This is a genomic window from uncultured Roseivirga sp., from assembly GCF_963973945.1.
GTDB lineage: Bacteria > Bacteroidota > Bacteroidia > Cytophagales > Cyclobacteriaceae > Roseivirga.
This window is the reverse complement of sequence record NZ_CAXBBV010000022.1, coordinates 1-23,820: the sequence shown is the minus strand read 5'-3', so window position 1 is coordinate 23,820 and position 23,820 is coordinate 1. Positions and strand designations below refer to the sequence as shown.

Below are 23,820 nucleotides of genomic sequence, written 5' to 3'. Positions count from 1 at the left end.
TTCGGGAGGTAGCCGCTGAAGCAAACAAATGCCCAGGTGGCGGAATTGGTAGACGCGTTGGTCTCAAACACCAATGATTTCACGATCGTGCCGGTTCGACCCCGGCCCTGGGTACAAAACCTCTCGAATTTCGGGAGGTTTTTTTATTGCTTTCAAATCAATTAGTCGACTTCTAATTTCTCTGTAAATTGCAGTTTATCTTCTAAGCTAAAAGGTTAAAATATGTCGATCTCAAAAGAGTCTGAATTAATTGGAATGAAAAAGATTAGCGCAGTAGTGGGTACTACTTTAAAGCTAATGCGCGAACATGCCCAAGTAGGTATGTCTACCAAAGAATTAGACAATTACGGGGGAGAGATTTTAAAAAGTTATGGTGCTAAATCAGCACCTTTTGAAACTTATGGTTTTCCTGGTTATTCATGTATCAGCGTAAATGAAGAAGGTGCCCACGGAATTCCTTCTAAATCGAAAATACTAAAAGAAGGTGACCTCATTAACATTGATGTTTCCGCAGAACTCAACGGGTTTTGGGCCGACAATGGCGGTTCTTTTGTTTTAGGGAAGGATATTCATAATCATCAGCCCTTGGTAGATGCCTCTAAAAACATTCTACACAAAGCCATTCACAGCATTAAAGGAGGAGTGAAAATAGCGGACATTGGTCAGATCATTGAAACCGAAGCAAAAAAATCTGGATTTAGAGTAATTAAAAATTTAGCTGGTCATGGGGTAGGCAGAAGCTTGCATGAATCGCCTGATGATATTTTGAATTACAGAGTAAAAAGTAATCACCAAAGGTTTAAGAAAAATACTACTGTGGCTATTGAGACCTTTATTTCAACCAAATCAAACTTAGCCGTAGAACTTAGGGATGGCTGGACATTGGTAGGCAACAAAGGAGGTTACATTACCCAGCACGAGCACACCATTTTAATTACAGACGATCAGCCTGTAATTCTTACTGAGTGCAATGGTATTTGGGATTAAACCTTTTCTCTGGGTTTCTGCATACCCATATTTATAAAGAAATTACCTTATCTTGATCTATGGAAAAGGAGATCGTAAAGGAATATTCAAACGGTGAACTCACTGTGGTTTGGAAGCCGCAAAAATGCGTTCATGCTGGCGAATGTGTAAAGGCATTACCAGAAGTGTATAACCCCAAAGAGAAACCTTGGATCAAAGCCGAAAATGCTTCAACCCAAGCGCTAAAAGACCAAATCGCTAAATGTCCTTCTGGGGCTTTGAGCTACTATATGTAGTAGAAGAGCCCTCGAAAAGTTTTCCTATTTAGGTTAGCCAAAGTGATTTAGCACCTTTGGAACAATTATATCAGCTTTTGGAGGGATTAGATTAATTACTGTATAGTAATGCGAGCTTCAGAATATAAATCGTAAACGGCCACAGTGGTGCTGTGTCCTGTGGCGTTTCCCCAAAAAGGGTGTTTGTTAATCAACGTTCTGTTTTCTACATATTCGGGATGATAATCGCTTTCCAGATCGTCCCAAACTACAAGCATATATTCATAACGCATTTTGCTTTCGCGACCTTCTTCAAGCCATTGCTCAAACTGCTGTTCATCTAATGATTTAGGGTATTCTCTACTATCGAACATATGCTATTTCAATTGAGTTAGTGGCTTAAGCAAGCCCTTGTCTTCCAAGGAAGCTCGTATTCGCTCGTGATTTTTCCAGAATTTTGATTCAATCTTTTTCATTAAACGTTTGTACTCTGGCAAATCTCTCATTTTCTCTGTGAGCGGATCATCATCAAAAAGAACTAACCAATATTGATAGTTATCTTCTTCTGAAAACAGTTCTAAATACTTAATAGACTTCTCAAAATCATTGTGATAGGCATAATAAACGGAAAGCATTATGTTCTTATAAATCGACTCATCCTGTTTAACAAAGTCCAGATAGTCGGCAAAAAAAGCTTTCGCTTCTTCCTTTTGCCCCATCTTATCAAAAACAACCCCAATGGTGGCATTTTGATGCACGTAAATATTAAGATGAGCGGCCTCTCGTTGGTTTATAAACTTTTGATAATAAAAGTACGCGCTATCATAATCTCGCTTATAGTAATAGACCTTCGCCACCTCTTGCAGAATATCCAATCGAGTAGTATCCTTTCTCCACGCCTTTACAAGCAAACTCGATGTTTCATCTAAATCATGATTCTTAGCATAGAGCATGTAAGCTTTTGCATGGTTGGTGTATAAGTTACCCGAAAAATATTCTAGCGATTTATCTGCATACATTAGGGCTTCATCCACAAAACCAGTTTGTATTAAGGCATTACTTAAGTGCAAATAAATGTAACTGTTCATCACCGAATCATTGGCCGCTTCATTCAGTTGAATTCCTTTCAAAGCATACTCCAAGTATTTTTCAGTATTGGGCCTTACGTTGGCATAAAAATCAGAAAGGGTATTAATGACAAAAGCAGAGTTAGGGTTATACTCTAAGGCCCGTTCTAAATATGGCACAACCAAGGCGTATTCTTGATTATGCATATAATACATAGCCTTAGCCATTAAGCTTTCTGCCAGTTTGGGGTCATATAACAGCGCCTTATCAGAATGATTATTGATTTCAGCAGTATATCGCTTGTCTTCCCTAAATATATCCAAGTAATAGTAACTCATGGCCAAGCCTGCATGTGCCAAGGCAAATTGCTCATCTAGCTCAATCGCTTTATTGAAGTACTTTATTGCTTCTTGTAAACTTTCAGTATTACCTATAACATACTGATTCTGTCCTTTCAAAAAGTAATCATAAGCCTCAAGGTTATCAGTAGGAATCTTCTCAATTCGATTTTGCTCTTCAGGGGTAATCACTGCCTGAATTTCAGAGGCAATGCTTATCGCTATTTCTTGCTGCAATTCAAAAATGCTGGTTACTTCGCGGGTATACTGCTTTGCCCAAAGTTGTTTATCGGTAACTGCGTCTATCAACTGAATATTGAGCAGAATTTGGTTTCCAATTTTCTGCCCGCTACCCTCTACAAAATAATTCACATTCAATTCCTTCGCTATTTCAGGAATTGACTTATTGGTGTTTCTATATTTTTCAGAAGATGTCCGACTAATCACCCGTAAGTCATTAATTTTCTGAAGGTTATTTAAAGTAGACTCCAACAGGCCATTGATCAAATAGATGTTAGTCGAATCGCTACTGTCGTTTTTGAAGGGCAACACGGCTATTGATTTTTCTAATTGCAGAGGTGCCGATTCGTTTGAGGGTTTAAAGGCGAAATAAGCAATCACAAGAATAAGCGCGGTTAATGCGGCTAGACCCCATGCAATTTTACTTTTTTCATGAACAGGTTTACCTTCAATTGGGCTGGTAGGTTCTTCAGGTTGCCATCTTTTACTGGCTTCTCCTGGCGGAAAACCATATTCTTCGCGAAAGCACTTTATAAAATAAGAGGTGCTGCTGAAGCCAATAGCATAAGAGACTTCGGTTACATTTTGAGAAGAATTCACCAACAATTCCATGGCACGTTTCAACCGTACTTGCCGAATGAATAAACTGACGGAAAGCCCCGTGGATTTTTTAAGTCTGCGCAGAAGATTAGAGCGACTCATGTTGATGGCCTCTGCGAGTTCTGAGACACCAAAATTTTCATCGGATATATTCTCTTCAACCACCCTAGTGAGTTGATTCAAAAAATCCTTTTCATGTTGATTGAAATCGGTCATAAACAGAAATAGAAACGCTTACAAAGGAAGTCAATATTCTTCGAAGCGAAAAACGACTTCAACCCTTCAATTTAGGAGGAAAAACCACTTTTTGCATCATAATTTATACTCATGCATCATAAAAACTATGATGTCCGCAAACTTGATATTTTAATCCGCATAGCTTTTAATCCCCATTTCTGGCTTCTAACCACCTTTGCAGAGAACAAAATCAAACGATTAAAGGAAAAATAAAAATCATGAAAACTCAAGTAACAATTATCAGCAGAACATTAGTCATTAGCGCTATTTGCTTAATGTTTGTAGGCACTTCTTGTGCTCAGAAAAAAGAAAACACCACAGAAAACAGTTCAGCTACGGAAAAAGTAAAAGCTCCTAAAATAGACATTCACACAGCCGCAATTTCAGGAGACTTAGAAGCCATAAAACAACATATTAAAGCAGGCTCAAACCTAAATGAAAAGGAGGCTTTTGGCGGTTCTAGCCCGTTGATTACAGCCGCATTATTTAATAAGCCGGAAGTGGTTAAAGCTTTGATAGAAGCAAAAGCCGACATCAACCAAGTAAATAATGATGGCTCCACAGCATTGCATTCAGCAGCCTATTTCTGCAATACCGAAGTGGTTGAAATATTACTGGCTAACAATGCAGACAAGACCATTAAAAACAATTTTAAACAGACTGCATTAGAATCTATTTCTGGTCCATTTAGCGAAGTGAAAGGGATTTATGAGATGTTCGGAAAACAACTGGGACCTATGGGTCTGAAAGTTGATTTGGAACACATCGAAAAGACTCGTCCTGTCATTGCTGAAATGCTTAAATAAATTAAAAACACAAAGGTCAAAAACTCAAAAACATGACAGCAATCAACACAAGAAGGTACGATATAGACTGGATCAGGGTAATCGCCATCGGCTTACTCCTGATCTACCATATCGCGATTGGGTTTCAGCCATGGGGGCTTTTCATCGGCTTTATTCAAAGCGAAAATTCGATTAGCGCCATTTGGACACCTATGTCTATGTTAAATGTCTGGAGAATTCCTCTTCTATTCTTTGTAAGTGGGATGGGAGTGTTTTTCGCCATTAAAAGAAGAAGTTGGAAAGCGCTGATTAAGGAAAGGACAGGCCGAATTCTAATTCCATATCTATTCGGAATAGCCTGTATTGCTCCTCTGCACATTATCATTCTTCAGCATTACTATGGTCAAGAAATGACTTATATATTAAACCCAGGTCACTTATGGTTTTTGGGGAATATTTTCGTGTACGTGCTACTGCTTTCACCCTTTTTCTTCTATTTAAAAAAACATGAAAACGGAAAAATTGGTCTTCTTATCAAAAAGGTATTCCAAAGTCCTTTTGGCTTTATGGTGATTGTGTTATCATTGACTGCCGAGGTACTAATAGTTCAACCTATCCCTTACGAACTATATGCTCAAACTTGGCATGGCTTCTTTCTAGGGCTTTTGGCTTTTCTCTTTGGCTTTTGCTGCGTTTATAGCGGTAAAGAGTTTTGGGGCTTTATTCTGAAATGGAGATGGTTGCTCATTTTGGTCGCTGTGGCACTTTATACCATCCGCATTTTAGGGCTTCAACCCCAAATACAAAACTATTTAGTAGCAGCAGAAACCTGTTTCTGGGTATTTTCTGTTTTCGCTTTCGGATATAAATACCTGAACAGACCGAGCAAAGCTTTGAGCTATTTGAGTCAAGCAGCTTATCCGATTTACATTATCCATATGGCATTTCTGTACTTAGGGTCATCATTGATTTTCCCATTGGACATTCCTGTAGAATTACAATTTGTGTTGGTCGTAACCTTTACTTTTGTAGGCTGCTTCGGATTCTATGAATTGATTATTAGAAGAGTTTGGTTTTTAAGGCCACTTTTTGGGCTTAAAATGAAAGCCAAAGCTGAATAAATTCAGAAGTTGGTTATCTCAGGATAACCAACTTCTGAATATCAATTTATTAAAAGCTAAAATCCTGATTTTTAGAATCATATTAGCTTTTAGAACAGCTAGCGCAGCAACCAGAAATTAAACCATTAAATGATTCGGATACATAGCCTTGGGGCAATGGAACGGAGATTTCGTTTTCTAGACATTCTACCTTTCCGCATTTTAAACACCTAAAATGAAAATGGTTATGATTGTGTTTGCCTTCCTTTTCCATGCAGTTTAAGCAGAGTGCAAAATATTGCTTTCCGTCATCCCCTACTATTTTATGTACCTGGCCATCGTCACAAAAACGGTTCAATACCCTGTAAATCGTAGCCCTATCCATTTGGGAATTTACTTCTGCTTGAATCATTTCATGACTCATAGCAGCATTAGCCGACTTTAAGGCTTCCAATATTTCGGTCTTGGATTCGGTGTTCCTTCTCTTCATTTTTTAATGCGACTTTGTTGCAATAATAAAAACAATATTTACCTTTGGCAAAAGGTAGTTCCATATGAAGCCAAGCTTCGAAATGTAAGCCCTACCCTAAAATCATAAGATAAGTTATTCTTCATTAAAAAACTGAATGTAATGACCAACAACCCAACTTTTGAAGTAATTATTGTAGGAGGAAGCTATGCTGGTCTTTCTGCTGCACTCACTCTAGGCAGATCTCTTCGGAATGTATTAGTTATTGACAGCGGAAAACCATGCAATGAACAAACTCCGCATTCTCATAATTTCCTTACTCAAGATGGCAAAACGCCAAAGGAAATTTCTACTATAGCGAAGGCTCAAGTTGAAAAATATGAGTCCGTTACTTTTCTAAATGGGCTGGCTATAAAGGCCGAAAAAACCAATGTGGGTTATAGGGTAGAAACATCTATGGGCGCAACCTACAATGCCAAAAAGCTAATTCTAGCTTCGGGCATAAAGGACATTTTACCTCAAATTAAAGGCTTTAAAGAATGTTGGGGAATCTCCGTTATCCATTGCCCTTATTGCCATGGTTACGAGGTTAGACATAAAAAAACAGGAATTTTAGCCAATGGAGATGCTGCTATGCATTACGCAAAACTCATTAATAATTTAACTGATGAGCTCGTGCTATTCACCAACGGGGAATCCACGCTTAGCGAAGAGCAAACCCAACAAACCAAAAGTCACAACATCACAATTATTGAAACGGAAATTGAGGAAGTAGTACAGCGTAATGGCCAAATTGATCATCTGCTTTTAAAAGACCAATTCAAGGTTTCGCTCAGTGCTCTTTACCATGGACCAAGGTTTCTTCAGCATTCTGATATTCCTGAACAATTGGGTTGCGAAATGACTGAGCAAGGTTTAATAACTGTGGACGGTTTACAAAGAACTACTGTTCCGAATGTTTATGCCTGTGGTGACAATTCAAGTATGAGAACTGTAGCCGTTGCAGTCGCGTCTGGCATGAGGGCTGGTGCATCCGTCAACTTCGACTTGGTTAGCGAAGCTTTTTAAGCAATAGCTTTATCTCAAAATCGTCAGCTTTCCAAAGCCTAGCTTATTGAAGCCTCGGTCGCCTTTAGTTGCTCGCGCTCCTAAGTCTTGACCATTGGCTTTAAGCTTTACGCGATATAAATAAACACCATTTGCAAGTTGGTCACCAAATTCATCCTTACCGTCCCAAGCATAATCGGTAATATTATTTCCAATACGAATTGGTCCCAATTCATCTTGTGTGATTTCTCTTACCACTTTTCCTGAAACTGTAAAAATCTGGATGGTTACTTGATCAGGAACTTCGCTTCCTGTAAGTGTAAATACAAATCTTGTACTGCTTGAAAATGGATTTGGATATGGATAGAAGTTAGTAACTGTAGATTCATTAATTACTTCGAAGGTAATGGTATATGGCCCAATTCCAGACTGATTTCCTGAGGCGTCTGTTGCTTCAACTTGTAGCGAATAAACACCATCTTCAAGCCCATCTGGCTGAAACTGCACTCGATAATTAGAGTTTTCAGTGGCTGGAGTGAAAGTCACATTTGGATCTGAGAAGTTAATTCGCTGAAGCTGGCAACCATCACAGGCGGAGCCTAGCATAATCTCTACTCCAAGTGTATCAGTTTTTAAGAGAAACTGATTGTTATCGCGTAATTCTAAAGCCACCAATGGTCTGGGTGAAACAATATCTCCGTCAAGAATATTAACACCATCAAAAGTAACATCAATAGCCGGATTGGTTTCGTCTCTCAATACATTGAAAAAGCCTTCGAGCCTAATCACATTATTATTAAAGTACTGTTCAAGTTCGCCTCCATTGTTCACAAAAACCTCCATGTCATTCAAACCTACTTTTCCTTTGGTTTCTACTGGCAAGGTGAAATCAACAAACTGGCCTGCCGCAACAGCAGGAATCTCTATGGTAGCTGTTACTTCTTCTCTCGTATTTTGATTGTACAAAATGTAACGTACTTCCAGTGGTCCTTGAAAGTTATATTCTGAAATATTGGTGAACCTGAATTGTGCATTAAATGGTTCGCCCTCTTCTAATTCAATATTCGTGTTCTTGTCATTCTGTAATGAAACAATCCCTTCTGGAACTCCAGCAAATGAAACCGACCAACTTTTCAGCTGAGGAGGCGTAGCCAAGTCTTTGTCTTTCATTACCACATAAAACCTTAGGTATGGATACTGCACTGGGTTTACAGCGCTTAAGTCAGCATCATCAAAGGCAATATTGGGGAATAAAACAGTTTCGGTTCCATTAGGTGCTACCCCTACTATATCGAAGGTAATTTCATCTGTAGCACCTAATTGAATATCTTTTGTAAACCTACCCCAAGCACTGGCTGGGCCAATTGTTGGAGACTGAACACTACCGCTATCAATACTGGCTACAATGGCGGCATCAAATGTAATTCTTGCTTTTCGTGCATTATCATCGGCACCGATCGGCTCACCAACCACTTCTTGTGCTTGTCCTGCTACTTGGCCTTTTCGACCATACATAATATAAGGCTCACCTGTTTGTAATGCATTAATGGTAAATCGGCTAGCCCCAACTCTTTCCATGTCGTCTCGCACATCAGTTCGCCAATCATCATAATTCAACTGCCCTACAGAGAAGAAAAGCACAAAGTCACCTTCATCAATGCCATCTACATATTGGCGCATTAAACTTTGTGCTGGTGCAATATTTACATCTGAAAGAGATTCGTTGGTAAATGAATTAATATAGCTTGGTGATTTACCACACTTGAGCGGATCATTTTCATCAAAAACTCCGTCTGTCTGTAAAACGAAATAAGGCTGGCCACTATCTTTATTGAAAGCTATTGCATTAAATGTGCTCAAGTTACAAGGGTTGGCAGGGATAATGGCTTGTCCATTTACATTCACCACCACATCGGAAGCCCGTTGACCGCTTGCGTGTTCTGAGCCATAAGTTTCAATTTCGATGTTGGTAGTTGTTCCTGCAAACACCCAAACATCACTGTTTTCGCTTTTAGTAACAGAGCTCAATCTTAAATCCGTCAGCTGATCAAATTCCGTTTGCGCCCAACCTCGAACACTATTTTCTATATAAGTAAAGGAGGAGTTCGCCCAAGGAATAGGATCCAGAATTTGCTCATCTTGAAAGACACTTCTCCAGTAATATTGAATAGAGTCGTTTACAGTTGACGGCACCAGGTCTAACTTCCATGTAGCAATCCCCTTTCCTGTTAGTACCTGTTCTTTTTTCCAAGAACTATCAAATGTATTGACAGTATCGATTTGCACTACAAACGATCTATCGTTCAGCCTTAGATCAGCCGACTGCACTACAAGGTCTACGGAAGTAGAATTGATAGTTTGAAAGTTAAAAGGAGCAGTATTAAATGTTCCTTTTGCTGGGAAGAAGAATGAAGCTTCCGCACTATTATTCAGTTCACTCCCTTCCTCTACATTTCCTTCAGCATCAAGAATTACCTCAAAACGATTTTCTCCAAAGAAATCCAATCCTTGATTCGCGATTTCATAGAAAACAGTATCCTGATAACGAACTGGTTTTACTTTTACTGAAGGAAGGTTTACCACTGTTCCATCATCCAGCTTTCTATTTACAGAAACAGAAAGCGAGTCGGTACTAGTTCTTCCTCCGTTATTTACAATTACTCCGAGTTCAAAGAAAGGTGAAGCAGCTGTAATTTCCCTACCGTCTTTCGATCTTAAGAAAATATCTTCTGTCCTTACAGTATAATCTACCTTATCGTGCCCAAATAAAGGAATTGCAGGGTCTCCTTGTAAAAGAATCTGCTCTACGGCAGCTATATCAGTTTGATCTACTTGAAAATTATTGGTTAAATAATTCTTAATGGTTTCTTTTTGAAGGTTACCAATAGACTGGGTCATCCATAGTGTATCTGCCAATAACTTGTAAAATTCTACCGTATAATCACGTAATGAATTAGGAATACCTACATCTGAATGGGCAATGAAGTTTGTAGCTCCTTTTCCTTCTGCCGCCAACCAGTCTTCCCCAAAAGAACTTCGGTTAAATATTTCGCCTGCACGACAGCCATTCACTATAAAAGCAGTGTATCGGCCTTGATTATTGTACCCATTACTAGGATCGGAAACGGTTCCAATATCAATATCTGTAAAACTAGAGGATGAATGCCCAAAGAAAGTAATCAGTCCTACGCCCTTATTTACCTCTTCTGAAATATTGAATTTCTGAACTGCGTTATTTGTGTTTTTTGAAACGTTATTAACATTGGCTCCTAAGTAATCGGCACTTACTTGATCGCCAAAGCCTTTGATAAACTCTTTGAACCGAACCAATTCGTCACTGGTCAAGCCCCCACTTAAATGAACAAAGTTTTTGGTCCAAGGCGAATCTTTTAGAGTAGCCTCCTTTTCTTTCACTTTGTCTAAGTAATTTGCCACGCTGGTAGAAACATTAACCGAGAGTCGTCCAACTGGAATGGTAGGAATATTGGCAACACCATCTAATGCTTGTGTATATAATATATCTGACCCGGGTGCTCCCATGGTTGGCACTAAATCTCTTCTAGAAACAGCCAGTGGATTAGGTAACCTTTGTACTTGATTGTCTACCCTTCTTCCTCTACCAATAATGAATAGATATTCGGGATTACTGTTATTATATACATGCCTCACAAACCTGCGAATTGCCAATGGCGTGTATTCGCCATAACTGAATTCATCATAAAGCTTGGTAACATCGGCATAAAGCACATTGAAATTTCCTCCATCTATTGAACTTCTGTAATCTATATAAGCCTGTACTGGATCGTCATAGCGACCTGCCACTGGTTTTCGGAGTTCTGGGTGCGAAATAATGAGGTAGTTATTATCAGTAACATCATCATAATTAAAGGTTACCTTCTCAATTTTTGGTATTACAAAGGCATTCCTTCGCTTCATAAAAACCTTCCGTATTTCATTATTTGATCTAACCACACCACTTAAAGTGCTCCCTGTTAAAGTGGTAGTAGATTTTCTAATATTTCTATAGTCTGTGATGTCATACAGGTCAGATTCTCCTACTACGTTTTCGACTTCCAAAAGACTATTCCCTGCCTTTGTAGGTAAATTGAAAATGACTTTATCTCTTGCTTGTGCATCTACCTCTTGAGGAAAGGTGAGTCTTATGTAGCCAACCGCCACTCTATCGTCAGGTATTTCTGGAAATCCTACGGCCTCTACCCTAACAATCAGTCTGCCGGTAGATGAAATATCTGACCACTCAATTTGCTTAGTATCTGTTCCGAAATTACTGTAGTTCAGATGTATGTCTTGTGATATAGTCCTTAAATTTTCGGTATCTGGTCCAACATGAATAGAAGTGTTGTGCAGTCGGTTATTAAACCCAACAATTTGTACTGTAAGCCTTGGTGTACCTTCAGTCTGAACACCTAGCGTTACATTATTGATTACAAAGTCTCGATAAGTTTTACCACTTCGCAAAGTAAATTCATTTCTCATGATGGTATCGCTGACAAACATTTGTCCGCGGTCATAGCGAGATAGTTTTACTTCCCCGTTTGGATTACCTATTTGATAATATTGACCAAAAGAAAACTGAGAAGTATACACCTGAAGATTTTCATTTGTATGTGATTGCACAGGAGTTAGCCCAGCGGTGGATTCATTCAAAACCTCCATTCTCTTTCCAGCAGCTCCTGAAGATGAGGTTAGGAAAAAAGCAGTAGTGTCTGAAAACAGGTTGTAAAACTTATGAATTTGATCTGTTGGGAAATTAAAAAGCTCAGTGTCTTGAGTACCGTCATTTTTCTTTCCGAAAAATTCGATAAAATCTCCTGCACCAAATACGCCATCGCCTCCATCATTTACAGAGATGGCCACTTCTTTACCTCTATGGTAGAGTTTAAAATTATTGGCTCCAGCTCCTGAAAAATCATAACCCGATGCCAAAAGTGACTCATAAGTCAATCGATAAATATCATCTGACCCTGTTTTTACCTTGAAATAGGATTGCTCATAATTAATCCACTCGTTACCAATTAACTGAGCATGCCCGGCCTGAGAAACAATCATCAAACAGGCTATAGCGAGAAACGTGATTTTATTTACTCTTCTCATCTCTCTCCTTTCTTTTATCCTTAGCAAACATACCCGGAAGGGCATCTAAAGAATACCTCAAACTAAACACATGAGAATAAGGCGATTCTGCTACATTCCCAATGTCGGTTAAAGCATAATCTATCACCAAATCATCAAGCTTAATACCTAGCCCCATATTGGGTTGAAAAGTCCAATAGGTTTGTTCCGAACCTCCATCTGCTCTTGTAAATTCCTTTATCCTTTGAAAATTACCAATCCCCATTCTCACGAAAAACTTATCTTCATAATCGAACTCAAAACCTAATTGAGGTTCAAAAGAAGCAAAACCTGTTTTCACCAGTGTATTTCTTCGACCATCAAATGTGAATACTAGGTCTGCTGAAGTAAGCAAACCAATTTTATCATTAATGGAGAAGGTCCTAGAAGCACCAGCAATAAGCTTTGGCAAAGTGAGTTCCACAGAATTACCTGGTAAATCATTATTGGTTTGAGAAAAAATAGCGGCCAAATTTTCTTGGTTGATTGCCCAAGAGTTAAAGGTTGTAGAAACGTCACGAATCATAATACCAAAGTCCCAATCATAATGGCGGTACTTCATGGCAGCATCAAGCCCAAAACCCCAAGCATCAGCAAAGTCACCTACTTTTCTCCTAATCACTTTAAAGTTCATCCCAAAAGTCAATCCACGACCAAATGGCTTTCCGAAAATTAAACCTACCGAACGCGCATATGAAAAAATAAAGGCGTAATCCTGTGCGCTGAAAAAGTCAATATTATCATAATTGAGCCTTCCGTTATCATCGAATAAAAAACGGGTGTCGGGAATATCATCAATACCTAATCGAATGACCGACAAGGCGAAATGACTGTCGGTATCAATAGCTCTGGCGTAAGAAATATAATCGTAGTTGGCAATTCCGGCAAAGTATGCCGCGTGCTGTGCTGTAAACTGGTGGCGGTATTCAATATCGGTAAGGGCTGCGGGGTTCCAGTAACCCGCTGTGGCATCATCGGCTACAGAGGTCATGGCATTCGACATTGCCAATGCTCGTGCGCCAACACCTATAGCCAAAAATTCATTGCTGTATTTGGGCGTGTTTTGACTTTGTAGTCTAGGTGAATATAAAAATAGAGGAATCAATAGTATCCCCCATCGTAGCTTTTTAAGGTTTTTTCTCACGAGTAAATCGTATCCCTCCAATAATCAAAATTCAACATATTTATTAATAGGAGTTGAGGCCATACATAGAACTCAACTGCATCATAAATATTTTAATGCCCTTTTACAAAGTAAGCAAAAAACATTCAGACTACCTCAAAACAGCTCTTTTTAACCAAATAGGATACATAGTAATATTTTTTATACAGTACTATGTAACACACAGTACCTTTTTACGTATGTTTGCATATGAAAAGGTCGAACATCTTAAAGGTTAAGAGATGAATTTAGAAAACACTCAGGTCCAAATGCGAAAGGGAATTCTCGAATTCTGCATTCTGCATATTATTTCGAGAGGTGAAGTTTACGCTTCGGACATGCTCGAAGAACTCACCTCAGCGAAAATCATAGTCGTTGAAGGCACATTATACCCTCTACTCACTCGCCTCAGAAAAGCGGGACTACTAGAGTATAAATGGGTAGAATCTAGCTCTGGCCCTCCAAGAAAATACTACACAATTACTGAAGAGGGCAAAGAATTTAAGAACAGTCTAAGTAGCACTTGGCTTCAATTGGTCGAATCAACATCTCAAATCATTACAAAAAACAACTCATAATCCTGCCGTCATGAAAAAGAACATTAGCATAAATATAGGTGGCATCATATTTCATATTGAGGAAGATGGTTACGAAACCCTCAAACATTACCTCGATTCCATCAATAAATACTTCTCTTCTTACGAAGACAGTGAAGAAATCATAGCCGACATAGAAGGCCGAATAGCCGAAATATTTCTAGAGAAGTTACAGGATGGTAACCAAGTTGTTTCTGCCGAAGATGTAAACGCCCTAATTAAAACCATGGGAAACATCTCAGACTTTGAGGCCATCGAAGAAGAAGATGACTTTGAGCCTGCTCCTAAAAAAGAAGAAAAGAAAAAGAAGGCAAAAGAAGATCGCCAAAACACCTCGTCTGGCCGAAGTACTTCTGGCTACCAAAAAACAGAACGACTTTACCGTGACTTGCAGCGCAAAATTTTAGGTGGTGTAGCTTCTGGAATTGCCCATTATTACAATTTCGACCCGATATGGATCAGAGTGGGTATACTTGCCGTAACCTTTGGTTTGGTATTCGCAGGGCCAGCCAGTGCGCTTGTTTTCATTGCCTATTTTATTATGTGGGCAGTTACGCCTGGCAACAACCATTTGGCAGAGAATAAGAATTTGAAGAAGTTCTACCGCGACCCAGACCAAAGAGTAATAGGTGGTGTATCTTCTGGTTTAGCCAATTATTTGAATATCGATACAATGATCGTAAGAATCATTTTTCTGGTATTGCTATTTGGGTTCGGAACAGGCCTTATTCTCTACATCATTTTATGGATCATTACACCTGAAGCTAATTCGCTTACGGATAAAATGCAAATGAAAGGTGAAGCCGTAACTTTATCAAACATAGACACCAATTACAAAAAGAGTAAAACCACTGATTTTGAACCAAGTGGAGAAGGCACATTTACCAAAATCCTTCTGTTCCCCTTCCGGTTAATAGGTAAAATATTCGTTGGATTGGGCCGTGCTTTCGCTCCGTTAATGCTATTCCTAGTGGCTGTAATACGAATAGCCACAGGTGCAATAATAGCCACTACGGCATTATCTGTAATGGTTTCTTTGCTAATAGCCACGGGTGTATTCATGGGGCTTTACAATGGAGATTGGTTTCTGTGGGATAGTGACCTAGCTTATTTTCCAATAGAAATGTTCAGGAACACAGTTCCGGAAATTGGCCTCATTTTCTTACTCGCTACAACTTTTATACCTGTGCTCTATTTGTTTATTGCTGGTATAACCATTATCGCAAAACGTAGAGTGATGAGCCCAGCTGTTGGATGGAGTATTTTGGGTATATGGTTCATTGCCATAATTGGCACTTTCGCTACCCTTCCAAATGTAGTTCGCGATTTCAGAGATGAAGGCATTTATCGAGTTGCCGATGATTTTGAAATAGAAGCCGATACCATAACGCTTAGCATGAACGAAGTTCGAAATGGCCGCTTTACCAGAAGAGGCTACAGATGGGATGATGACTCTTACTATGCTTACAATGACACTTATACTTCTGACTTTACAGATTTAGACATTCGTATGAGTGATTCTGATCAGTTTAGAGTAGAGAAAAGGTTCAGAGCCAGAGGCAGAAGCCTAGATGATGCTGAAAAAAGAGCACAAGAGCTAAGCTACGGATACAAAGTTGAGGGCAGTACAGTTACTTTTGATTCGGAAATGACATTCCCTGAAAGAGTAGAGTTTAGAGCCCAAGAAGCCGATATTACATTCTTTATTCCAGAAGGCAGACCATTCAAAATAAATGAGGGAATGCGTTCAATCTTGCAGTACTTCAGATATGGCTACAGTTGGAGACAAGCTTACAATAACACTTGGGCTTTCCAAGATGGAAATCTAGTATGCCTCACCTGTGAATCAGAAGAAGCGCTGAACAATAGCAGTCAATCGAACACTCAAAAATTCGACCTCGATGAATTTTCAAGCCTAAAACTAAGCAGCAGTTTTAAAGTGAATTTAGTTAAGGGAGATAAATATGAAATGGAAGTATCGAGTAAAACAAAGTTTTATACACCTGACTTACGCGTTTTCAATAACGAACTGAGTTTATCCAGAGTTGACTTCAAATTTAATGAAGAAGAAACTTCAAATATGGAAATCACCATTATTGTTCCTGAATTGAGTAGAATTCGAGTTTCTAATAATGTAGACTTAAACATTGAAAACTTCGATACAGAGCTCATTAACATCAGAGTTTTTGATAACGGCATAGTAAATCTAAATAGCCAATTTGATGAACTAGAGCTCTTTCTTACAGATGAAGCAAGAGTAAACCTGTCGAACAACATAAACAAGCTTGAAGCTCTTTTACAAAAAGACGCCAAGCTCTATGGTTATGATGCCAATGTAGAAATAGCCGAAATAGAAACCGACAACGAAAGCCGAGTTCGGATTAATGTAAACCAAGAACTGAACGTTAGGGCCGAAGGTTTCTCCTCCGTAAGTTATAAAGGCAAAGGCCAGCTAAACGTTCGTGATAAGGGTCGTTCAGCAACAGTAACTAAGTTTTAAACACTACTCAAACCATACTACTTTAACCCAATACAGGAATCCTGCATTGGGTTAATTCATTCTAAATCAAGAACTTTATACTTCATTAAAAGATAACACAGCCCTAGCGTAGAAATTTTTATCAGGGCCATGCAACCAAGTTTAACATTCATACATCTACCTTGTGAATCAACCAAAAAATGCTTCAAATCAAAAAGTCAAAATCTGAAGAAAAGCTTATAGAAGCTTGCCGTAAGGGCGACAGAAAGGCGCAATGCGAACTGTATGAAAAGTACGCTCCATTGATGTACTCTGTTTGCAGACGGTATGTGATTGAGCTGCAAGAAGCAGAAGACGTTTTGGTTTGTGGTTTCACGAAAGTTTTTCGAAAAATAGATCAGTTTACTGGCGAAGGAAGTTTCGAAGGCTGGATTCGAAGAATAATGGTCAACGAATCGCTGACCTACATTCGAAGAAACAAAAGCATGTTTTTGGAAGTAGAGATTGAAAAAGCAGAAAGAGAACCCGATTATCAGCAACTACACAATCACTTAGAGGTTGAAGATTTGCACAAAATGATCGACTTACTGCCTACAGGCTACAAAACCGTTTTCAATCTTTACGCCATCGAAGGCTTTTCTCACAAGGAAATAGCAGAGAAGTTGGGCATTAGCGAGAACACCTCGAAATCCCAATTGAGCAGAGCAAGAGCACATCTTCAAAAGATGTTAGTTCAAGCAGAAGATAGTATGGAAGTTAAATTAATGAGTAATGAAGGGTAACCCAATAGATGATCTCTTTCGAGAAAAACTAGGCAACCATAAAATAGCACCACCAGCTAACGCTTGGAGCAAAATTGAAGGTAATCTCGATAAAAAGAAAAAAGGCGCTTTCTTCTGGCTAAGCATTGCTGCAAGTGTTGTAATCATTCTTACTGCAGGTGCTTTATACATCAATCAATCCGAAAAATCAGGTGCTGATCTTGAGCAACTTCAAGCCAATAAAGAAGTGAAGAATGAAGTGATAAAAACACCTGATCAAAAAGATGTTGACACTCCAGCAAAAGAGAAAGAAAATACCAAAGATCAATCTCAAGAAAAAGAGGCTGACCCAAGTATTCAAATTATTCAGCCGCAGCAAATCACTGCACCAAGTAAGCTGACTGCTCAGGTAGACACTAAACCAACAGTAGACATTATTGAGCCTGTTGATCAATCTCGAGTAATCATCAACATAGATAAAATTGATATTGCGCAAACATTATCTGTCAATACCTCAGTTGATTTCGATTATTTGAAACCAATGCCTCTACCATTAAAGGACTATACTGACGAATCCTTTGAAATTGATATGGATCGCAAAAAGAAATTCAGCATGATGGATGGATTGATCAGTATCGCCAAAGGAGTAAGCAAAACCAAAGAAACCTTATCTGATTTGAGAACCACAAAGAACGAATTTGTGGCCAATGAACTCAAGTACGGATCGATTGATCAAGAGGAAGAAGAGAACACTCCTAACTTCAAACAAGAAAAATAACAACTCGAAATATGAAAACAATAACTACAACAAAAGTCATAGGTATGCTCTTATTGGTCGTATTGAGCACTAACCTAGCCAAAGCTCAAAACGAAGCTTATCTCAATCAGGACTTGAAAGTTGAGCCCAAAACCTCAACCTTCAAGTCAGGAGATACTGAAAACTCAGCATGGGATTTTTCAAAATCAGTTCCTGTAGCCAAGTACAACTCAAAGACTCTAGAAAGCACTTTGGAGGATAATAACTGGAGAGATGATTTAGACAGGTACTATCCGAGAAAAGGAACACAAAGTTTTGTAAACATTTACGTTGGTTTAAACAACTATTTACAAGATGGTGACCTACCGAGCAGTGACGAATTATTCACTTTAAACCCACTTACCTCTTGGTATGCGGCCCTCAATTTCGATCACGCAACAAAAATTCTCGGACCACTTTATCTGGATTGGGGTATTGGCGCAAGCATTCAAGATTTAAGCTTTGAAAATACTAGGGTCGAAGTAGTAATAGACCGTACAAACCAATCGGTTGATTTTGTTGAGCGTATGGATCGAGTAGGCAAGAAAAGCAAAATCAATATGATGCATTTAAACGTGCATTTAGTCCCAACCTTCTCGTTTGGCAAATACAACTCATTCAGAGTAGGTGCTGGGGTATATGCTGGCTACAGAATCAGCAGCCACACTAAATACAAATACGATGATTTGAATGGTGATGGTCAGAAAGACAAATTCAAAGACAGTCTATACATTAATCCATTCAAGTACGGTTTGCGCGCCCAAATGGGTTGGAGCTCTTTCGACATCTTTTTCAACTACGATTTCTCAGAACTATTTGAAGAAGAAGCAAACGCACCAAGACTTAACCCTGTAACATTTGGGGTGATTTTCTAAAACAACAACTCAAAATAAAATACAACAAAAATGAAAAAGCAGTTCAACTTATTTTTGATTGCCATGGCTCTCCTTTTGGTAAATCAAAGCCTCAGCGCCCAATGGATGTGGGGTAGACAGGATGACCTAGAACGATTAGACACTATCGTCAGTATTCCTAAAAAGAATTCAAACAGCATCTTCATTAACGACAATGATTTTTACTTACGAATGGGTTTCTTGGGAATCAATGTTGAAATTGAAGACGACTGGGATTCAGATTGGAGATCGAGCCGCTATAGACCCAGAAATTTCGAATACATTGAACAACACGATCACGGCACATTAAAAAGTCTTGATTTCGAAATTGGTTTCAACAATTATTTAAACAACGGAAGCTTTCCTTCATCGAGCGACCTTTATCAAGTAAAACCTTTAGGTTCTGTTTATGTAGGCCTAAACTGGAACCACTCTACCTATGTGAGCGGCCCATTATACCTAGATTGGGGCGGAGGTTTTAGCTGGTATAATTATAAGTTCGAAAATGCAGCTACCCGTTTAGACCCGAATGGTGGTCAGCTCAACTTTGTAGAAGAAACCAATATTGGAAGCGCCCTAAAAAGCAAACTCAAAGTATCTTATCTTAATGTAAAGGCCGTGCCTATGTTCGATTTTAGCAGAGGAAAGAGAATTGTAAGAAAGTATGAAGAAGACGATGTGCGTGTTGCCTTCAGTCACAAAACAGGCTTCAGAATTGGCGTTGGCCCTTATGCTGGCCTGCGCTTAGGCAACAAAGCCAAGTACATTGATCGCACCGATGGCGACCGCGATAAAGTAAAAAGCAAAGGTGGTTTCTTTGTAAATGACTTTAGATATGGCGCCCGACTTCAAATAGGCATCAACGGTTTCGATATGTTTATGACCTATGATTTCAACGAACTATTTGAAAACGGAAAAGGACCAGAACTCAATCCAATTACGATTGGGGTTACTTTCTAAAAAAGATATTTGAAGGATTATATTAGGCCGAATGAAGCAATTTATTCGGCCTTTTTTTGTGTTCCAAGTTTCCTTTTCACATAAGCCTTTGCCCAAAAAGAAGCAATCAAAAACAAAGAAGACAAAAACAAACCTACAGAAGCAAAAACAACTCTCCACCCCTCGCCTTCCACTCCATAATTATTAAGAATGACACGGATTGCCATAAAGCTAATGCCAGCAAAAAAAATGTAGCTGGGAAAAGTAGTCATTAAAGTACTACTAGGAAATCGAAGCTTTTGAGTGGTATTAGTTTCGCTCATGAATTAAATATAAGGATTCCTCAAGTTTATTCCTCCATCCACTTTTTCTCTTCCCCCTTTAAGCCAAAAAGCTTCACAAAATATTTCGCACTTGGCCGATTCGCTGTGATTAGAATTAAAAACAAACTAAAAACAAGGGCGTACACCATGTCCCCTTTTTCATACAAACCAAAAGCACCAATGGTTGCTCCAAAAGACCACATTAGGTTTCTATAAATTATTGATTTTTTGAGCTTAACTAACTTCAAATCTAATTCAGGCACTTGCTTCAACACTTTAAGCGCATCTTTCTTCCAGGTGGTTACAGTTCTCAGTAAAACATAACCAATACCAGCAGCCATCACCGTGTGGAACATCACATCTGGATTTTCATAAAAAACTGACCGAAGCTCACCGCTGGCTTCGCGCTCTAAAAATGCATAGCCAAAAAACCCGAGAGGCAACACAAACATTAGATAGATAATCGTTTCAAGCTTTTTGATAAATGTACTTTTATCAAAATTAGGGTCATTCAATTGCATGGTTTGTGTAAATTGTGGGTAATAAGAATCTCTTGCTAACGAACGTTAGTATGTTTATATTCGCAGCAAATGAAAACTGTCGTAAAGAAAAGCAGAAAGCAACAAATAGAAGAAAAAGCAACCACTCTTTTTCAATCTAGGGGCTATGCTGCAACTTCAATGCGCAATTTAGCGCAAGATTTGGGAATTGAAGCAGCAAGTCTTTATTCTCACATCAAGTCAAAAGAAGAAATTTTGCAGCGCATATGCTTCCGTATGGCCGAACAGTTTTATAGCGCTTGGCAGGAAGTAGATGAAGAAACTGGTGGTAATGCCGCAAAAATGGAAAAAGCCATGATCGCTCATGTAAAAGTAATTACACAAGACACAAACGCTTCTGCCGTTTTCTTTAACGAATGGAGGCATTTAAGTGAACCCTATCTAAGTGAGTTTTTAGCCATGCGCGATGACTACGAAGGAAGGTTCAAGAAAATATTAAGGGATGGAATGGCCTCAGGAGAGTTTAAATTGGTAGACGAAAAATTCATGATGCTTACCATTCTTTCTTCGTTAAACTGGACTCACAATTGGTATAAGCCCGATGGCAGCTTGAGTCCAGAAGAAGTTGGAAAAAGACTGTCGGGCCTATTGTTAAACGGACTAAAAAATAAATAATATGTACGGAGGTGGAAACTCATTCGAAGCCATGAAAGCTACTGCCCTCACTGACGAGGATCCAGTAAAATTGGCAGAATTTGAAGCAAGAATCGACAGAGGCGAGAAAATCGAGCCTTCAGATTGGATGCCTCAATTGTATAGAAAGCAGCTGATTAGAATGATTGAGCAACATGCGCATTCAGAAATCATTGGAGCTTTACCAGAAGGCACTTGGATTACCCGTGCACCTGGTTTTAAAAGAAAACTTGCCCTTATGGCAAAGGTGCAGGATGAAGTTGGGCATGCTCAACTATTATATTCTGCTGCCGAAACTTTAGGTAAATCAAGAGAGGACATGATTGCCGATTTGATCAATGGCAAATCGAAATATTCCAACATATTTAATTACCCTGCCTTTACATGGGCTGACTCATGCTTTATTTCATGGCTGGTAGATGCAGGAGCAATTGTAAACCAAATCGCAAACTCTAAAGGAAGTTACGGCCCATATTGCCGCGCCTTAGAAAGAATTTGTGCCGAAGAATCTTTCCACTTAAAATATGGTCACCATTGTGTGATTCATTTGGCAACAGGCACAAAAGTGCAGCGTGAAATGATGCAAGCTGCGTTCAACCGCTGGTGGGCGCCAATGATGCACTTTTTTGGTCCTTCAGATAAAATTTCGGTTCACTCAGAAATTCTTATGCGCTGGAAAGTAAAAATGTCGTCTAACGATGAATGTCGCCAGCAATTCTTAGATATGTATGTGCCTAAAATCTGGGAACTTGGCTTAACCGTACCTGATGATAAGTTGAGAAAAGATCCAGAAACAGGCGAATGGGAATTTACAGAGCCAGATTGGGATGAGTTCAAAAGAGTAATTAATGGAGATGGGCCATGTAATAAAGAACGTTTGGCCGTAAGGCGTGTTGCCGAAGAAAGAGGCGCATGGGTACGACAAGCGTTATTAGCGCCAAAAACTAAATACGTAGCTCCATTAGCTTAATACATACCTATGAATTTGAAATCATTAGACCCAAGGGTAACCCGTCTGGGTATTGACGAATTGACCGATACTCAAATTGTAGAAAAAGGGAGTCTCGATCAGTTTGAAACATATGAGGCCTTTATAGAAACCAAAGAAGGCAAGCCTTTTGAGCACGCTGGCCCTGTTCACGCTCCCAATGAAGAAATGGCTTTCCTTTTTGCTAAGGAGCAGTTTAGCCGAAGAGGCATGTTCTGTAATGCACTCTGTGTTGTTAAAACCGAGAACATTAAAGTTTCTGACTATACCGACAACAATGAGGATGTTTACAATTTGGTAACCAACAAGCCTACTGGAGTAGAACGTGATAGCTTCGAGATTTTCCACCTAGCCAAACGCGGAAAACAGCACAAATACGAAGGTAGTGTGATGGCTAAAGATTATGAAGATGCTTTAGCCCAAGCAAAAGAAGATTTTCAGTCGGACAAACCCGTATTCAATATCTGGGTTGTGAAATCAGAACATATTTTAGCTTCTGATGAAGAAGACAGAGACATTTGGGATACGCTGAAAGAGAAAAAATACAGAGACGCCATTGATTACAAAGCGGGAGACAAAATCAAAGCATTCAAAGAACAACAAGCTTAACAATGAACACAGACGCACTAAAAGATTTACTCTATAAAATTGCTGACGATCAGCTCATTTTAGGCCACCGCAACTCTGAATGGACAGGCTTTGGGCCTTTGCTAGAAGAAGACATCGCTTTTTCTTCTATGGCACAAGACAAGGTAGGGCAAAGCTGGCAGATATATAAATTACTCCATGAGCTTGGTGAATCTGACCCTGACACTGTTGCTTTTATGCGAAACGCAGAACAGTTCCATAATTGCCAGTTGGTAGAGTTACCTAATGGAGAATATGATTTTAGCTTAATCAGACACTTTTTGTTTGACATGGCCGAACAAATCAGGTTTACACATTTAGCAAGTTCATCTTATGAGCCTTTAGCACTCCTTTCCAGAAAAATCAAAGGAGAAATAAAGTACCATACCATGCACGCCAAAATATGGATGAAACAATTGGGCTCTGCTACTGAAGAAAGCATTTTACGTCTTCAAAACTCTTTAGACTATGCGATGCCATATGCTCTTGGCATTTTCGAGCCTTCTAAGTTCGAAGCTGAGTTAATTAAGGAAGATATTTTCCGTGGTGAAGCGGTAGTTAAAGAGGGATGGATAGAGCAAATTTCTTCTATTCTAAAAGAAACAAGCCTGAGAATGCCAGACATTAAGAGCATTACACCTGTTTACGGTGGTCGTTATGGTCAACATACTGACAATCTTCAGCCTTTATTGGATGAAATGTCTGAGGTATTTAAAATGGATCCTACGGCTGATTGGTAGATAGTCATTTGTCATTTGTCATTTGTCATTTGTCATTTGTCATTTGTCATTTGTCATTTGTCATT

At 39.1% G+C, this 23,820-nt stretch carries 22 protein-coding genes and 1 tRNA gene; 16 read left to right on the top strand and 7 right to left on the bottom strand.

The window, feature by feature from the left end:
* Window positions 1–30: 30 nt before the first annotated feature.
* The 3 genes from AAC026_RS19610 to AAC026_RS19600 all read left to right on the top strand — a co-directional run bounded on the left by AAC026_RS19610 (window position 31) and on the right by AAC026_RS19600 (window position 1,262).
* Window positions 31–114, top strand: a tRNA-Leu gene (locus tag AAC026_RS19610).
* Between the two features lie 108 nt (window positions 115–222).
* Window positions 223–987: a type I methionyl aminopeptidase gene (map, locus tag AAC026_RS19605; RefSeq protein WP_339701749.1), complete on the top strand. Its 765-nt coding sequence runs from the start codon at window positions 223–225 to the stop codon at window positions 985–987.
* A 59-nt stretch (window positions 988–1,046) separates the two neighbouring features.
* The gene (locus AAC026_RS19600) at window positions 1,047–1,262 is read left to right on the top strand and encodes a (4Fe-4S)-binding protein (RefSeq protein ID WP_339701746.1); all 216 of its coding nucleotides are present in this window, start codon (window positions 1,047–1,049) and stop codon (window positions 1,260–1,262) included.
* A gap of 95 nt (window positions 1,263–1,357) precedes the next feature.
* Here the strand turns inward: AAC026_RS19600 and AAC026_RS19595 are convergent, their stop codons facing one another.
* Window positions 1,358–1,615 (bottom strand): hypothetical protein, encoded by a 258-nt coding sequence (locus AAC026_RS19595; RefSeq protein WP_339607688.1) that lies wholly within the window; start codon window positions 1,613–1,615, stop codon window positions 1,358–1,360.
* Window positions 1,616–1,618: 3 nt separating this feature from the next.
* On the bottom strand, window positions 1,619–3,703 hold the full coding sequence (locus AAC026_RS19590; protein WP_339701743.1) for a helix-turn-helix domain-containing protein: 2,085 nt from the start codon (window positions 3,701–3,703) through the stop codon (window positions 1,619–1,621).
* Between the two features lie 239 nt (window positions 3,704–3,942).
* On the opposite strand from AAC026_RS19590, the gene AAC026_RS19585 reads away from it, so the two are divergent.
* Together AAC026_RS19585 and AAC026_RS19580 are read left to right on the top strand one after the other, a co-directional pair.
* Window positions 3,943–4,530 (top strand): ankyrin repeat domain-containing protein, encoded by a 588-nt coding sequence (locus AAC026_RS19585; protein ID WP_339701740.1) that lies wholly within the window; start codon window positions 3,943–3,945, stop codon window positions 4,528–4,530.
* A 32-nt stretch (window positions 4,531–4,562) separates the two neighbouring features.
* On the top strand, window positions 4,563–5,630 hold the full coding sequence (locus AAC026_RS19580) for an acyltransferase family protein (RefSeq protein ID WP_339701737.1): 1,068 nt from the start codon (window positions 4,563–4,565) through the stop codon (window positions 5,628–5,630).
* A gap of 82 nt (window positions 5,631–5,712) precedes the next feature.
* Here the strand turns inward: AAC026_RS19580 and AAC026_RS19575 are convergent, their stop codons facing one another.
* Window positions 5,713–6,099 (bottom strand): transcriptional repressor, encoded by a 387-nt coding sequence (locus AAC026_RS19575; RefSeq protein WP_339701733.1) that lies wholly within the window; start codon window positions 6,097–6,099, stop codon window positions 5,713–5,715.
* Window positions 6,100–6,240: 141 nt separating this feature from the next.
* On the opposite strand from AAC026_RS19575, the gene AAC026_RS19570 reads away from it, so the two are divergent.
* Window positions 6,241–7,146, top strand: coding sequence for an NAD(P)/FAD-dependent oxidoreductase (locus AAC026_RS19570; RefSeq protein WP_339701731.1), 906 nt, complete (start codon window positions 6,241–6,243; stop codon window positions 7,144–7,146).
* Between the two features lie 9 nt (window positions 7,147–7,155).
* On the opposite strand, the gene AAC026_RS19565 is transcribed toward AAC026_RS19570, so the two are convergent.
* Window positions 7,156–12,240 carry a C25 family cysteine peptidase gene (locus tag AAC026_RS19565; protein WP_339701728.1) on the bottom strand — a complete coding sequence of 1,695 codons (5,085 nt, stop codon included), beginning with the start codon at window positions 12,238–12,240 and terminating at the stop codon, window positions 7,156–7,158.
* Window positions 12,224–13,423, bottom strand: a complete 1,200-nt coding sequence (locus tag AAC026_RS19560) for a hypothetical protein (RefSeq protein WP_339607695.1) — start codon at window positions 13,421–13,423, stop codon at window positions 12,224–12,226. The genes AAC026_RS19565 and AAC026_RS19560 overlap by 17 nt, the downstream gene beginning before the upstream one ends.
* Before the next feature lie 239 nt (window positions 13,424–13,662).
* Here AAC026_RS19560 and AAC026_RS19555 point away from each other — a divergent pair, with 239 nt between their 5' ends.
* From AAC026_RS19555 to AAC026_RS19530, 6 genes are all read left to right on the top strand, one after another.
* A complete protein-coding gene (locus AAC026_RS19555; RefSeq protein WP_339607696.1) occupies window positions 13,663–13,998 on the top strand; it encodes a PadR family transcriptional regulator in 336 nt (111 codons plus the stop codon).
* Window positions 13,999–14,008: 10 nt separating this feature from the next.
* A complete protein-coding gene (locus AAC026_RS19550) occupies window positions 14,009–16,516 on the top strand; it encodes a PspC domain-containing protein (RefSeq protein ID WP_339701725.1) in 2,508 nt (835 codons plus the stop codon).
* A 179-nt stretch (window positions 16,517–16,695) separates the two neighbouring features.
* Window positions 16,696–17,277, top strand: a complete 582-nt coding sequence (locus tag AAC026_RS19545; protein WP_339607698.1) for a sigma-70 family RNA polymerase sigma factor — start codon at window positions 16,696–16,698, stop codon at window positions 17,275–17,277.
* Window positions 17,267–18,034 carry a hypothetical protein gene (locus AAC026_RS19540; protein WP_339701722.1) on the top strand — a complete coding sequence of 256 codons (768 nt, stop codon included), beginning with the start codon at window positions 17,267–17,269 and terminating at the stop codon, window positions 18,032–18,034. The genes AAC026_RS19545 and AAC026_RS19540 overlap by 11 nt, the downstream gene beginning before the upstream one ends.
* 11 nt (window positions 18,035–18,045) lie before the next feature.
* The gene (locus tag AAC026_RS19535; RefSeq protein ID WP_339701721.1) at window positions 18,046–18,927 is read left to right on the top strand and encodes an outer membrane beta-barrel protein; all 882 of its coding nucleotides are present in this window, start codon (window positions 18,046–18,048) and stop codon (window positions 18,925–18,927) included.
* Between the two features lie 30 nt (window positions 18,928–18,957).
* Window positions 18,958–19,905, top strand: a complete 948-nt coding sequence (locus tag AAC026_RS19530) for a hypothetical protein (protein WP_339701718.1) — start codon at window positions 18,958–18,960, stop codon at window positions 19,903–19,905.
* Between the two features lie 41 nt (window positions 19,906–19,946).
* Here AAC026_RS19530 and AAC026_RS19525 read toward each other — a convergent pair whose 3' ends face one another.
* A complete protein-coding gene (locus AAC026_RS19525) occupies window positions 19,947–20,207 on the bottom strand; it encodes a hypothetical protein (RefSeq protein WP_339701716.1) in 261 nt (86 codons plus the stop codon).
* Window positions 20,208–20,233: 26 nt separating this feature from the next.
* Window positions 20,234–20,728 carry a hypothetical protein gene (locus tag AAC026_RS19520; protein WP_339701714.1) on the bottom strand — a complete coding sequence of 165 codons (495 nt, stop codon included), beginning with the start codon at window positions 20,726–20,728 and terminating at the stop codon, window positions 20,234–20,236.
* A gap of 69 nt (window positions 20,729–20,797) precedes the next feature.
* Between AAC026_RS19520 and AAC026_RS19515 the strand changes: the two genes are divergently transcribed.
* The 4 genes from AAC026_RS19515 to paaC are packed head-to-tail and all read left to right on the top strand — an operon-like array spanning window position 20,798 to window position 23,755.
* Window positions 20,798–21,382, top strand: coding sequence for a TetR/AcrR family transcriptional regulator (locus AAC026_RS19515; protein WP_339610137.1), 585 nt, complete (start codon window positions 20,798–20,800; stop codon window positions 21,380–21,382).
* 1 nt (window position 21,383) lies between these two features.
* Window positions 21,384–22,370, top strand: coding sequence for a 1,2-phenylacetyl-CoA epoxidase subunit PaaA (gene paaA, locus AAC026_RS19510; protein ID WP_339701712.1), 987 nt, complete (start codon window positions 21,384–21,386; stop codon window positions 22,368–22,370).
* A gap of 9 nt (window positions 22,371–22,379) precedes the next feature.
* Window positions 22,380–22,997: a phenylacetic acid degradation b gene (locus AAC026_RS19505; RefSeq protein ID WP_339701709.1), complete on the top strand. Its 618-nt coding sequence runs from the start codon at window positions 22,380–22,382 to the stop codon at window positions 22,995–22,997.
* A 2-nt stretch (window positions 22,998–22,999) separates the two neighbouring features.
* Entirely contained in the window at window positions 23,000–23,755 is a 756-nt protein-coding gene (gene paaC, locus AAC026_RS19500) for a 1,2-phenylacetyl-CoA epoxidase subunit PaaC (RefSeq protein ID WP_339701706.1), read from the top strand.
* Window positions 23,756–23,820 lie beyond the last annotated feature (65 nt).

Coding starts and splice junctions, on each gene's coding strand:
- AAC026_RS19585 (WP_339701740.1), top strand. CDS start 3,943: ATGAAAACTCAAGTAACAATTATCAGCAGAACATTAGTCATTAGCGCT.
- AAC026_RS19580 (WP_339701737.1), top strand. CDS start 4,563: ATGACAGCAATCAACACAAGAAGGTACGATATAGACTGGATCAGGGTA.
- AAC026_RS19570 (WP_339701731.1), top strand. CDS start 6,241: ATGACCAACAACCCAACTTTTGAAGTAATTATTGTAGGAGGAAGCTAT.
- AAC026_RS19575 (WP_339701733.1), bottom strand. CDS start 6,099: ATGAAGAGAAGGAACACCGAATCCAAGACCGAAATATTGGAAGCCTTA.
- AAC026_RS19525 (WP_339701716.1), bottom strand. CDS start 20,207: ATGAGCGAAACTAATACCACTCAAAAGCTTCGATTTCCTAGTAGTACT.
- paaC (WP_339701706.1), top strand. CDS start 23,000: ATGAACACAGACGCACTAAAAGATTTACTCTATAAAATTGCTGACGAT.
- map (WP_339701749.1), top strand. CDS start 223: ATGTCGATCTCAAAAGAGTCTGAATTAATTGGAATGAAAAAGATTAGC.
- AAC026_RS19505 (WP_339701709.1), top strand. CDS start 22,380: ATGAATTTGAAATCATTAGACCCAAGGGTAACCCGTCTGGGTATTGAC.
- AAC026_RS19555 (WP_339607696.1), top strand. CDS start 13,663: ATGAATTTAGAAAACACTCAGGTCCAAATGCGAAAGGGAATTCTCGAA.
- AAC026_RS19590 (WP_339701743.1), bottom strand. CDS start 3,703: ATGACCGATTTCAATCAACATGAAAAGGATTTTTTGAATCAACTCACT.
- AAC026_RS19515 (WP_339610137.1), top strand. CDS start 20,798: ATGAAAACTGTCGTAAAGAAAAGCAGAAAGCAACAAATAGAAGAAAAA.
- AAC026_RS19540 (WP_339701722.1), top strand. CDS start 17,267: ATGAAGGGTAACCCAATAGATGATCTCTTTCGAGAAAAACTAGGCAAC.
- AAC026_RS19595 (WP_339607688.1), bottom strand. CDS start 1,615: ATGTTCGATAGTAGAGAATACCCTAAATCATTAGATGAACAGCAGTTT.
- AAC026_RS19545 (WP_339607698.1), top strand. CDS start 16,696: ATGCTTCAAATCAAAAAGTCAAAATCTGAAGAAAAGCTTATAGAAGCT.
- AAC026_RS19520 (WP_339701714.1), bottom strand. CDS start 20,728: ATGCAATTGAATGACCCTAATTTTGATAAAAGTACATTTATCAAAAAG.
- AAC026_RS19550 (WP_339701725.1), top strand. CDS start 14,009: ATGAAAAAGAACATTAGCATAAATATAGGTGGCATCATATTTCATATT.
- AAC026_RS19535 (WP_339701721.1), top strand. CDS start 18,046: ATGAAAACAATAACTACAACAAAAGTCATAGGTATGCTCTTATTGGTC.
- AAC026_RS19600 (WP_339701746.1), top strand. CDS start 1,047: ATGGAAAAGGAGATCGTAAAGGAATATTCAAACGGTGAACTCACTGTG.
- paaA (WP_339701712.1), top strand. CDS start 21,384: ATGTACGGAGGTGGAAACTCATTCGAAGCCATGAAAGCTACTGCCCTC.
- AAC026_RS19565 (WP_339701728.1), bottom strand. CDS start 12,240: ATGAGAAGAGTAAATAAAATCACGTTTCTCGCTATAGCCTGTTTGATG.
- AAC026_RS19530 (WP_339701718.1), top strand. CDS start 18,958: ATGAAAAAGCAGTTCAACTTATTTTTGATTGCCATGGCTCTCCTTTTG.